The sequence below is a fragment of the Vibrio sp. R11-SG3-ISO9 genome (assembly GCF_059834255.1).
Window position 1 is genome coordinate 76,958 of the sequence record NZ_JCBDGU010000010.1, and the last position, 11,734, is coordinate 88,691.

10 protein-coding genes and 1 riboswitch are annotated in these 11,734 nt (G+C 44.2%); of the genes, 3 read left to right on the top strand and 7 right to left on the bottom strand.

The genetic code is table 11. The features are described from left to right. Positions 1–175: 175 nt before the first annotated feature. Positions 176–820 (top strand): LysE family translocator, encoded by a 645-nt coding sequence (locus AC6R05_RS04365; RefSeq protein WP_331441191.1) that lies wholly within the window; start codon positions 176–178, stop codon positions 818–820. Between the two features lie 81 nt (positions 821–901). Here the strand turns inward: AC6R05_RS04365 and AC6R05_RS04370 are convergent, their stop codons facing one another. Continuing rightward, the gene (locus AC6R05_RS04370; protein WP_152468610.1) at positions 902–2,284 is read right to left on the bottom strand and encodes an alanine/glycine:cation symporter family protein; all 1,383 of its coding nucleotides are present in this window, start codon (positions 2,282–2,284) and stop codon (positions 902–904) included. Positions 2,285–2,403: 119 nt separating this feature from the next. Beyond that, positions 2,404–2,523, bottom strand: a riboswitch (glycine riboswitch). A gap of 301 nt (positions 2,524–2,824) precedes the next feature. Between AC6R05_RS04370 and AC6R05_RS04375 the strand changes: the two genes are divergently transcribed. Both AC6R05_RS04375 and AC6R05_RS04380 read left to right on the top strand, forming a co-directional pair. Next, entirely contained in the window at positions 2,825–2,983 is a 159-nt protein-coding gene (locus AC6R05_RS04375) for a hypothetical protein (protein WP_032549183.1), read from the top strand. 108 nt (positions 2,984–3,091) lie between these two features. Next, positions 3,092–3,826: a chromosome partitioning protein ParA gene (locus AC6R05_RS04380; RefSeq protein ID WP_500646678.1), complete on the top strand. Its 735-nt coding sequence runs from the start codon at positions 3,092–3,094 to the stop codon at positions 3,824–3,826. 107 nt (positions 3,827–3,933) lie between these two features. Here the strand turns inward: AC6R05_RS04380 and AC6R05_RS04385 are convergent, their stop codons facing one another. From AC6R05_RS04385 to AC6R05_RS04410, 6 genes are all read right to left on the bottom strand, one after another. After that, positions 3,934–5,475 carry an alanine/glycine:cation symporter family protein gene (locus AC6R05_RS04385; RefSeq protein ID WP_408692038.1) on the bottom strand — a complete coding sequence of 514 codons (1,542 nt, stop codon included), beginning with the start codon at positions 5,473–5,475 and terminating at the stop codon, positions 3,934–3,936. Between the two features lie 632 nt (positions 5,476–6,107). Further along, on the bottom strand, positions 6,108–7,271 hold the full coding sequence (locus tag AC6R05_RS04390) for an ABC transporter permease (RefSeq protein ID WP_500646679.1): 1,164 nt from the start codon (positions 7,269–7,271) through the stop codon (positions 6,108–6,110). Then, positions 7,268–8,458, bottom strand: coding sequence for an ABC transporter permease (locus AC6R05_RS04395; protein ID WP_500646680.1), 1,191 nt, complete (start codon positions 8,456–8,458; stop codon positions 7,268–7,270). Before AC6R05_RS04395 ends, AC6R05_RS04390 begins: the two co-directional genes overlap by 4 nt. Positions 8,459–8,466: 8 nt before the next feature. Then, positions 8,467–9,441 carry an HlyD family secretion protein gene (locus AC6R05_RS04400; RefSeq protein ID WP_500646681.1) on the bottom strand — a complete coding sequence of 325 codons (975 nt, stop codon included), beginning with the start codon at positions 9,439–9,441 and terminating at the stop codon, positions 8,467–8,469. Positions 9,442–9,444: 3 nt separating this feature from the next. Then, on the bottom strand, positions 9,445–10,887 hold the full coding sequence (locus AC6R05_RS04405; RefSeq protein ID WP_500646682.1) for a TolC family protein: 1,443 nt from the start codon (positions 10,885–10,887) through the stop codon (positions 9,445–9,447). Between the two features lie 459 nt (positions 10,888–11,346). After that, positions 11,347–11,574: a hypothetical protein gene (locus AC6R05_RS04410; RefSeq protein ID WP_032549176.1), complete on the bottom strand. Its 228-nt coding sequence runs from the start codon at positions 11,572–11,574 to the stop codon at positions 11,347–11,349. Positions 11,575–11,734: the final 160 nt, after the last annotated feature.

The following is an 11,734-nucleotide window of genomic DNA, read 5'->3' on the forward strand; positions in this document are numbered from 1 at the left end:
ACATGGCTGAAAGAAGATTGGTTTTTTATAAAATGGGCGGGTGGGAGCAATACAAAGCTTAACAAGCGAGGACGAATTGAGTTAATCTGCTCCATATTGATGATGCATTGCCTCAGTTTTATTCGTCTTAGATATTAGCGGGCAAGCTAAGAGTTTATTTTGCAAGGATGCGGTTATGATACTGAACTTTGAAGCCTTTATTGTGGCGATCACCATTTTGACTTTGACGCCCGGGTTAGATACAGCAGTGGTGATTCGTAATACCACCCGCTCTGGGATGAGAGATGGTGCGGTAACAAGTTTTGGTGTTTGTTTGGGTTTGTTTGTGCATGCGACTTTCTCGGCGATCGGTATTTCAGCGATTCTTCTGCAATCTGCAGAGCTGTTTCAAACCGTTAAGCTGATTGGTGCGGCGTATCTGATCTGGTTAGGTGCTTCTAGCCTTTATGGTGTCTTCAAAGGCAATGCAGGGTTTGAAGTATCAGACGCAAAACATGAACAACTGAGCGTATCTCGCTCTCTTAGAGAGGGCTTTCTCTCTAATGTGTTGAACCCTAAAACGGCGGTCTTTTATCTAGCATTCTTACCGCAGTTTATTGACCCTCAAGGTTCGCCATTTATGCAGTCGATGTTGATGGCCGGAATCCACTTTATGATTGCTATGATTTGGCAGTGTGGCATCGCTGGTGCAGTAGGTTCAGCAAAACAGCTATTCAAGAGCCCTAAAGTGATTGGTTGGATGGAAGGCGTGACGGGCGCAGTATTGATTTCACTAGGTATCAAGTTGATGCTGGAAGAGCCACCAACGCCAACAGCTTAATAACTGAATGTTTGAGATAAAAGAAAGCCGAAGTGTTCTACTTCGGCTTTTTTGTATATTCGATATTACCAATCTACTCGCTTAAACCATCGACGGCTTACGTGTGCTCTTTGGTTCGCCTTTCATTGTCATTTGATTAAAGAACTGTTTCGTTTCTTCAATCACGACTTGGCGTAGCAAGATCAAACCGATTAGGTTCGGTACAGCCATCAAACCGTTGACGATGTCAGCAAGTAGCCAAATCACGTCGAGTTTTAGGAAGGCACCTGATGCAACCAACGCAATGAAGATAACTTTGTATGGTAGAACCGCTTTAGTACCAAACAGGAATACAACACAGCGCTCACCGTAGTAGTTCCAACCTAGAATAGTCGTGAAAGCAAAGAAGATGAGACCAACAGACACCAGCATTGGACCAATTGTGTCGGCATTAAGACCAACAGCAAAGGCGTGTGTGGTCATCGCTGCACCTGAAAGATCCGTTTGCCAAGCACCCGTTAAGATAAGTGCCAAACCTGTCATGGTACAGATGATGATAGTGTCGAAGAAGGTACCCGTCATAGAGATAAGGCCTTGCTTAACACATGAGTCGGTCTTCGCCGCTGCAGCTGCCATAGGTGCACTACCTAGGCCAGATTCGTTCGAGAATACACCACGAGCAATACCCGATTGAATGGCTAGCATGATGCTCGCCCCTAAGAAACCACCAGTTGCAGCAGTATTGGTAAACGCTGAGGTGATCACCAAGCTAACCGCATCTAGCAGTTGATCTGCGTTCGATAACAGGACACTCATACATGCGACGATGTACATGACAGCCATCGTTGGAACGACTTTACCGGCTACTTTCGCGATAGACTGGATACCGCCAAGTGTTACAACAGCAACAAGTAGAGTAAGTACGACCGCAGATAGCTCTCGAGAGGCACCGAAAGAGATTTCAGTTGCGTCGAGAATCGCGTTCACTTGCGGGAAAGTACCGATACCAAAACAGGCTACGCCAAGGGCAAATACAGCGAATAGAACCGCTAAGATACGAGAGCCAACACCGTATTGTAGGTAGTACATTGGTCCGCCGACCATCTCACCTTTACTATCGACTTTGCGATATTTAACGGCAAGAAGGCATTCTGCATACTTAGTCGCCATACCGAACAGGGCTGCGAGCCACATCCAGAAAAGCGCACCCGGTCCACCAAGTTTAATAGCAGTAGCAACACCAACAATGTTACCAGTACCAATAGTCGCGGAAAGGGCGGTACATAAAGCAGCAAAGCTAGAAACATCACCATGACCAGATTTATCTTTGGTGAACACCATCTTCAGAGCAGTTGGCAGGTGTCTAAACTGGAGTAAGCCTAAGCGAAAAGTAAAGTAGATACCTGTACCAACGAGCAAAGCAAGCAGCGGTGGTCCCCAAACAAGTTGGTTGATGGTTTGTAATGTTTCTTGTAGATAGTTCATAGGTTCCCCTTAATAAATAAAAATTTAAGGAGAAGAGTGAAAGGGCAGTGCTGATCAACGAGATCGCACCACTTAATACATTATTACTGTAGTTAGTGTTCTGAATTAAGGTTGTTGCTTTCCACTCCTCTGTCCTTTTGCCTGAGAGTTTCACTTAGCGAAAAACTTACTGAGAAGTTTTGGTCTCTAAGCTTGCTCCTTCGGCGACCGATTTAACGGTTCTCTCCAGAGGTTCCTCCAACGACAGTCCTCGCTTTTCTGATTTTTATCAGCACAAAGCACCTGAAAGATTTACTTCTTCGGCGGGTCAATCTAACTAAATGTTAAGATTTAGTTAAAAACCACTCTCCTGCAGTCTTCATCGGAACAATTACCTACGTGAATAGGTAATCTGTACGCGTATCCTAGATCAGAAAAAGTGTGATGTCAGTAGTAAAATATCTGTTTGCACAAATCTTGTTCAACTAAATGATCAAACAACGTGACTCTGACGTAACTTGCTTATTTAAATGGTATAAAATAGAGAAACAAGGAGGAGTTATGACTCGACTAATCGCAATTGTTTTTTTATTGGCGTTGGCGTTTGTGCTGTTTCGTTATCGGACCAACGAAAAAGTGCAGAAAAGCGTAGTGATTGTCATCGTAGGTGGCTTTTTGTTGTATACCGCAAGCTTAATGTTTTCTGAGCTAACGCGCTGAAGCTGACTGGTGACTTCATTAAGTGGAAGTATGCCAGAGCCAAGAGTAGTACTTGTTGCTGTTAACTTTACAGTGACATTGTAACCTTTAATGAATTGGAGTAACCCTGTGAGCCAACAATCTGGGCAGAATGAACAAGACGAAGTGGTTGTCATAGAAGAACGTGACAAACGCAGTCAGCTATACATTGGTATTGCCGCCGTTATGGGTTTAGCCCTTGGAGGTCTGATTGGCTCTACTGTCACAGCATCGAAGTGGGAGTCAACTTATCAAGTCTTGGAGTCTCGCTATCAAGAGTTGAAGAACAGTAAGCAGCAGTTGGTGACACAAGTTGAAGCTAAGGTAGCTAAAGTTGACTCAGAAATTGGTAACCAAGTTGAAGCAGCTCTGCAAAAACAAGCTGAAGCGCACCAGAAAGAATTGGATGAGATAACAAAGCAGACCGCTGTTCTCGAAAAAGCCAATTACTCGTTGGAGCAACAACTGAATGAACAAAAAGTAGCACTAGAGCAGTCACAACAAAATAATCAAAAACTCAACCGCCAAGCGGACATGCAATCGACCATGTTTGAGCGCTCACGTGAACTGTTCCGTAAAGAGTTACAAATCACCCAAGCGCTTGAAGCGTTAGAGGCAGAGCGTGATAGATTAGAGCCTAACCTAAAGCCGCTTAAGAAGCAGTGTGATACGTTCCTAGAGGGCACGTCTTGGGATGCGAAATCAGACTCTTGTGACAAGCTTGATGCTGCTAATTCTCGTTTGAGCGACATTAGACAGATGATAGAAGTTCATAGAATGGACCTTCAGCAAATCAAAGACCTGACTGAAGAGATTGGGCTGTAATCCCTCTTACTTTTTCTACATTCGATTAAGCAAAAAAAGTCCATATCATTGCTCGATATGGACTTTTTGTTATTTGGTCAATAGGAACCTGTTGTTAAAACAAGATTCTATTTTCCGTATGTTTTGATCTCGCCTGACTTCACTCGAGCTACGAATGACTGAAGTTCTTTTTTCACAACAGGCATTAGGAAGTAAAGCCCAAGGATGTTGAAGATAGACATTGCGAAGATAGCTGCATCTGAGAAGTCGATTACCGCACCAAACTGAATTGTCGCGCCAATTACAACGAACACACAGAACATCACTTTGAACACAAGCTCAGTTGCTTTGCCTTCACCGAATAGGTAAGTCCATGCTTTCAGACCGTAGTAAGACCAAGAGATCATAGTCGAGAAAGCAAACATGATAACAGCAAGAGCAAGAGTGTATTTGAAGAAGCCAGCTGTTTCAGTAAACGAAGCGGCTGTTAGGGTTACGCCTGTTAGACCTGAACCATCGAATGGACCTGTGTTTAGACCTGCGATAGTGATAACAAGTGCTGTCATTGTACAGATTACAACGGTATCAACGAACGGTTCTAGTAGTGAAACAAGACCTTCCGTGATTGGCTCTTTAGTTTTAACCGCAGAGTGAGCAATTGCAGCAGAACCTACACCAGCTTCGTTCGAGAATGTCGCACGTTTCAAACCTTGGATTAGGGCACCAATGAAGCCACCTACAACACCTTCACCAGTAAATGCACCAGTAAAGATAGCGCTGAAAGCAGGGCCTACTTGATCAAGGTTAGAACCGATAACAATAAGAGCCATACCAATGTATAGCGCTGCCATCCAAGGTACAACACGCTCAGTTACAGAAGCAATCGAAGGCATACCACCAACAATTACAGAGAAAACCAAACCAGCTAGAACAAAGCCTGTAATGATGCCGTATTCGCTTGGAATGTCGAATGCGTAAGTTAGCATTGCGTGAGCTTGGTTGGCTTGGAACATGTTGCCGCCACCCAGAGAACCCAGAATACACATTAGAGCAAAGCCGATAGCCAGTGCTTTACCTAATCCGCCCATGCCACGTTCGCTTAGACCTTGGCTTAGGTAGTACATTGGACCACCAGATACAACACCTGAAGGTAAGATGGTGCGGTATTTAACACCTAACGTACACTCACAGAATTTTGATGCCATACCAAGAAGGCCACACAAGATCATCCAGAATGTTGCACCTGGACCACCAATTGCTAGAGCAGCACCTACACCTGCGATGTTACCAAGGCCGACGGTTCCGGAAAGGGCAGTAGCTAACGCTTGAAAGTGAGAAACCTCGCCGTCTTCTTTGGAGTTAGGGTCTGTGTATTTGCCTCGAATAATGTCGATGGCCATACCCACGCGCTTAAATTGAACGAAGCCAAAATAAACAGTAAAAATGAGTGCAGCGAGCAATAACCAACCAACAATGATCGGGAAGTTAGCTTCGCCAACTGGCACACTTTTGAATATCAATCCAACGAACCATCCAGTATATTCGTTGAAAAAACCATCAATACTTTGGCTTAAATTACTGATTGTTTGATTAAATGACCCTTCTTCTGCAAATGCGGTGGAACTGAATAATAATATAAACCCTAAAAATAATGCTCTTATGTTTTTCATGGTTTTCCCTGTATTTTACTAAATTTTATTTACTGCTGTTGAGCTTGCTTTCTATTAACTTTTATTTTCAACAAGTTATCTATTCATTTGGTTGGCAACAAACGGCTTGTAACTAACTCAATACTTCGAATAAATATAATTACTGAACAAGTTTTATATGGATATAGCTTCTCTGTGTGAGTAAGGTCGTTCTATTTTTATAACTGACCTTGTTGATAATCCTATACATAAAAATAATGGCATTAAAGAATTTTTTACAATTAATTTACATTTGTTTGGGCTCAGTCATCGTTTTCAGTAAGTCATTGTTTTGAAATTGCGACTATTGGCCTTTTAGAATGGACATCAGTTTGCATGCTGAGCCAAACCTGTGAAATTGTGTTGACCATGTTGCTAAAGGGAGTGTTTTGAGCTTCTAGACATGGCCCTTGGTGCAGTAAAAAACTGACGACAGAAGTGAGCAAGTAGTAGTCGGTAAATCTTATATTTTGGCGGTATGAAAGTTAGAGCTATTTACCGGTGTTACTTTATATTTGGTGAATAAAAAAGCCCTTTATAATAAAGGGCCTTTTGAGAAGTAATTGTTAGTGTACGTTATTTTTATAAACCACAAAGCTTATTGCTGGTGGTTATTAGTTATACCCTGCGGTTCGTATCTGGGATTTGTGAAACAACTTAACCGCTAATAATGAAGACCAAAGCGCGACTTGTCCCCATAATAAAGTCCACTGCGGTGCTATATCTTGCCAAGTGGCGCCCATCTGATTTATCCCAAGAAAGCCTTGTATTGCTGGGGTGCTTGGAAAGAGTTGCGACAGTCCAACCAACCAAGTTGGCATCATCTCAACAGGCCAGATAAAGCCAGAGGAGAAAATCAAAGGCATAGAACTGATCAAAACAACGACAGTGACCCATTCTCTTCTTGGCACAAATTCACCAATCAAGATACCAACTAAGCAGCTACCGACTAAGAATGGGAGAAGTAATGTAAGTAATTGACCATGAGTTGCCAGTGAGTTGATACCGTAGAAATCGAAACTCGCCCCAAAGTAATACATAGCGAGTAGGTAATAGATGCCCACGAGCACACAGCAACGAGCGACAATCAGCTTTAAGCTTGAAACCCGTGACCAATATCCTGGGGTTCCTTGGCTATTTTGGGTTGCGCCAATTAAGCCAGATGCCATCGCGAGGGTTTGCTGAAGTATCAAAACAAACACCGCTGGTACAACGTAGTCTATGTAGCCCATACGACTGTTAAACGTTGGTTTCAGGTTGAGACTGAATGCGTTATACCCATTGGCTGCAGTTTCTAACGGTACGCCTTCAATGAGTAGGTGGTTGACTTTAACCTGTGCGGCGAGTGTGCCGCCCGCTTTAGCCAAGCCCTCGATGATAGTACCGTACACAAGAAAGAACGAAGCATCGCCCGCATACGACAGCGTTGGGCTTTTACCTAGCAGCAAATCTTTGTAGAAGTTTTCTGGAATCACCAAAAAGCCACCAATTTCCTGATTCAGTAGCGCTTGTTTAGCGTCAGCGAGACTAAAATCACGGCGAGTGATGTCAATTTGAGGTGTGGCATCAACCATACGCTCTAGTTGATAACTGCTCTGGCTACCATCCAAGTTGACCACTGAGGCTTTTAGTTGCTCAGGGGTCTGTTGCGCATAAGGCAAAGGATAGAGGAAAGAGTAGAAAATCACCCCACCAAAGACGGTCAATAAGACGACAGGGTTTCGGACGACGGCTAAGAGCTCGTGCTTAATGAGTTCGATGAAGCTGACTGGTTTCATTGTACGGCTCCATTCACTGGTTGTGTGTTCAAATGTTTGCGGATCAGAAGCAGTGTGATGATAGCTGGAATCACGTAGCCGAACATTGGTAGCAGCTGAATTATCGTCTGCGCTGCATTAATGCCGTAACTCGACAGTGCGGTTTGAACTTCAATGTAATGACTAATCGGCAGCAGACTACGCCATGCTTGCGCGGCGGCATTCATGTCTGTCACTGGAAAGGTGATCCCCATGAATGCAAAGCTTGGTGCGGTGAATGCACCTGCAAAGCTCATGGCTCTCGCGGGATCGAGTGTCAAAAAGAAGAAGGCACTGCCCATGATCATACAACAAATGACGGTGATCAATTGTGCGAATATCAGAGCTATGAAACTACCGTGATAAGGCCAATCCAAAAACACGTAAAACCATGTCATAAAGCCGATACTAAACACTAAGAACAGCAGAGCGTAAGGCAGCAATGTCGAGGTAAGTGCTTTGACTGGCGATGTGCCGAGCCAATGTTTTAACACTCTTTCACGACAATTGGCTGCCAAAACCAATATGGTGCCGACGACTATCATGATTTGCCACAGGGCAGGGATGATCGCCGATACCAAGAACTGCGAATAGCTGGTGTTCTTGTTAAATAGCGGGGTAATTTGGCTTTGGATTGTCACTGCTTGGCCAAGTGCTGATTTCACCGTTTTGTCGCCATGGGATAACTGCTTAGCGACTTCCACTTGAGCATTAAACGTTCCTTGTGCTTGTAACAGAGCCGAATTGACCAGCTTACCAATCAGGATAAATTGGCTGTTATAGAACACAGAAACCTTAGGGTTCAGTCCAAGGTAGATATCGCGCTCAAAATGTTTAGGGATGATCACGTAGCCATAAATATCACGTTTGATCATGGCTTGTTTTGCTTGGCTAATATCTGTGTATTTTTGCGTCACCGCTAACGTTGGAGAGGCATCAACTAAACGAACAAACTGCTGAGAAAGCTGGCCATGATTTAAGTTCACCACAGCAACAGGCAGATCGCGAGCAATACCTTGAGAGAAAATCAACCAGATACTTGCTACCAGAAGTAGTGGGATCCAAGTGAGGCTCGATAGCAACCATTTGTCTTTGCGCACGATTCGCCACTGACGCACCAATTCGCTATCAGTGGCTTCAACATCATTGGGTTGAGGAGAATAGGACATAATTGACCTTACAATTCAACGACCAAACTCATACCCATGCGTAACGTATCGTTGTTATCGACTGGGCGAGCTTCAATTTCAAATGTTCTTAGGTCAAAGCCTTGCGCGGCATCTGTTGAGCGCCACGTCGCAAAATCACCCATGACAGCAATATGACTCACTTCGAATGTTAGGTTTTTATCAAGTGCAGGAAGGTAAGCATCGAACTGGGATCCTTTTTCGAAGTACTTGAGGTGGTCTTCTCGAACATTGAGCACAGCCCAAGCATCTTGCGTGTCGATAACAGTGACAACAGGGAAGCCTTGAGGTGCCAGTTCACCACTGCTTAATAGCACTTGAGCAACTTCACCATTAAACCAACTGTGGATTTGTGTATCTTTGGCGTAAGCCTCAACCTCGGCAACGGCGCCTGCAGCCATTAACGCTCTTTGAGCCGCTGCGACTTTGGTTTCATCACGAGCGCCTTCTTGAGCCAGCTTATACATTTGAAGCGCGGCACTTTCTGTATATTTCGCTGCTTGCCATTGAGTTTTCGCTTCGTCACGCTTTTGTTCAGCAACGACACCATCTTTATAGAGATTGTTGACTCGTTGGTATGTTTTCTCCATTAAGTCAGCGGCTGCTTTTGCTTTTAGCCATTGGTCTTTCGCTGCTTGGATTTGCTGCTCACGTGCACCTTTCTCGGCTTCTTGTGCAAGTGCGCCTGCTGCTTTCTCTCCGGCTTTTGCTTGCTCTAGCTTTGCATCGATCTCTGGGCTCAGTAGCGAGAAGACCAATTGACCTTTTTCAACGGTGTCACCCTTTCGAACGAACACTTGGTCGATACGCCCTGGCACTTTGGAAGAGATGCTGTATTGCTGAGCGTCGATCTGACCTTGAATCTTAACAGGCTGTGGCAGGTATGCTTGGTAGAAGCTGTACCCAACCCAACCGACAATGCCAATACCGATGATTGAAGCGATAAGTGGTTTAACAGATTTCATGAATCATCCTTTTGTATTGGTGTTGTGAGCATTTGGATAAACGGCAGAGGTTGAATAGCTTGGGAATGTATTCATCTCACTGCTTAGCGCTAATAGTTTGTTTAGAGATACTAGATATTGAAAACGAGCGACCGATTGTTGAGTTTTGATGCTTGCCAGATATAGCTCAGCATCAACTACTTCTAATGATGTAGACAAACCTTGGTTGAACGCTTTCTTACGTAGCGATAAGTTTTCTTGTGCAAGAGAAAGGCTTGAGTTGAGGCCTTGCACCTCTTCTAAAGCCTGTTGCGCCTCAAGATAGGTTTTTTGGACCAATACAGTGAGGTCTTGTTTTGCTTGAGACTTTAGGTATTGAACTTGTGAAACCGCACTGTGCGCAGCAGCAACCTTGTCGGAGCGACCTGACGTATCGATAAGAGGTACATTGACCCCAATTCCTACTAACCAGTCGGGCTTCATTTCACTCGCAAGTGAGTCATCTTCATGCAAGCTGTAGTCACCGTATAGGTAAACTTCTGGATAGTATTTGCCTTTCTCTGCTTTAATTAGGCTGCTCGCTTGCTTCTCTTTAGCGTCTAAAATGCTCAAACCTGGATAGGTCGTTAGTGTCTGGTCAATAAAGGTGTCCATATTTGGCAAGTTGTTGTTGATGAACAGGGCTTCTGATGGCTCAACGGTTTCTGAGAGGCCGAGAATCTGAGTTAACGCAAGCTGGGCGATTTGAAGGTCGTTTTGAGCTTTGGTTCTTTCGACGATTGCTTTATCGAGAGAGGCGTCTGCTTGTAATCGTTCTACACGGGCAATCTGACCTTGTTCTTCCAGTTTAATCGCGAAATCTCGGTGTTGAGTTAAGCCGGCTTCCACCGCTAAACGAGTTTGGACTACATCTTGCGCCAGAATCACAGAGAAGTAGTACTTGGTAAGATCTTCGTAGCGCGCTTGTTTCTCCATCAAGAACTGACTTTGCGCTTCTTCACTTTGGCCTTCAGCCGCAGTTTGAGCTGCAGTAATTCGGCCACCAGTGAAGATAGGCCAAATAGCTCGAATAGAAGAACTAAAGATGTCTTGTTCTGTAATGGTTGAAGTGATGCCGCCTAAACTGCCGAGAATAGGCTGCAATACTGGACCTAATGCACCTAAACTGGGTACTCCACTCAAGCTATCCGCAAACTGCTCGCCATTGATGGTGACATCGCTATCGAGGTGTGTGTAGTTTGCACCTAAGGTAACAGAAGGCAAGTTGAGGCTACCTGTCGCGTTTTGGAGGTGTTGATAGCGCTCTACGTTTGCTTGCTGTGCTGCTAGAGAATTATTGTTTTGCTGTAGCAGATCCCACGCATCAGGAAAGGAGAGAGGCGCGGCAAAACTGGCCGAACTCACACAGCCTATTAGCAGTGCGGCCAGTGAAAATTTTGGTCTGAATTTTGGTGATGTCATCTTCATACTTACCAAATTAGAGTAATGACTCTAATGTTAACAGGCCGATCCGAATTTGTCTTGAACTGATTGAGCAATTATCTATTGCGATGAGTATTACGTTCAGTTTAGATGCGGTGTTGCATTAGAAATAGAAAGAGCACGTTAGAACGTGCTCTTTAACTAGGGCGTGTTGACCTTTCGTGGTTAAGTTTTGTTCGAGATAAAAGCGTTTTAATCGCGGCGAGGGGGAAGTAGTCTAGTCATTCTAAACAAATCCCCCTCAACAAAGAGTAAAACGCTTTTAGCCGAACCCTTCGGGCAGCGTTTGCTGGTCATTTCTACTGCGTTATCGGCTTTTCATGTAGGCTAGCTACACATCAAAACCTCTGCCTTGTAGAAACACACAGCAACTCGCTGCAAAAATCAGCTCGAAAGATCAACACGCCCTAAATATAGAAGTGATTGTTTTAAAATGAAAATGTTCTAATCAAAGCCTGGGCAGTGGTGGTCTGCACGCCAAACTAGGTGACGCGAACCTTGCATTGTTTGAAGCAAATCTCTTCCGGACATTTGGGGGAACGCCAATAACACTTTTAGATCAAGTGGCGAAGTAGCATCTTTTTCGTAAGCTCTGACGTGCGTAAATGTCGATTGTAAGTTTTTGAACAGCATAGCCTTAGTAAGGCAAATTCCAAAAGAATCGCGTTTCATTGCCTGGTTTCCTTTTCAACAATGTTATTACGTTATGTTTTTAATCCGTTTTTGAAATCGACTGCGTCACTTTTGCCAATCAGCATTTATTATTGGAGTGTCTGAGAACTAAAGACTACCTCTTTTGTCGTTGTGATTTTGGTGGAAAGTCGACCCATAT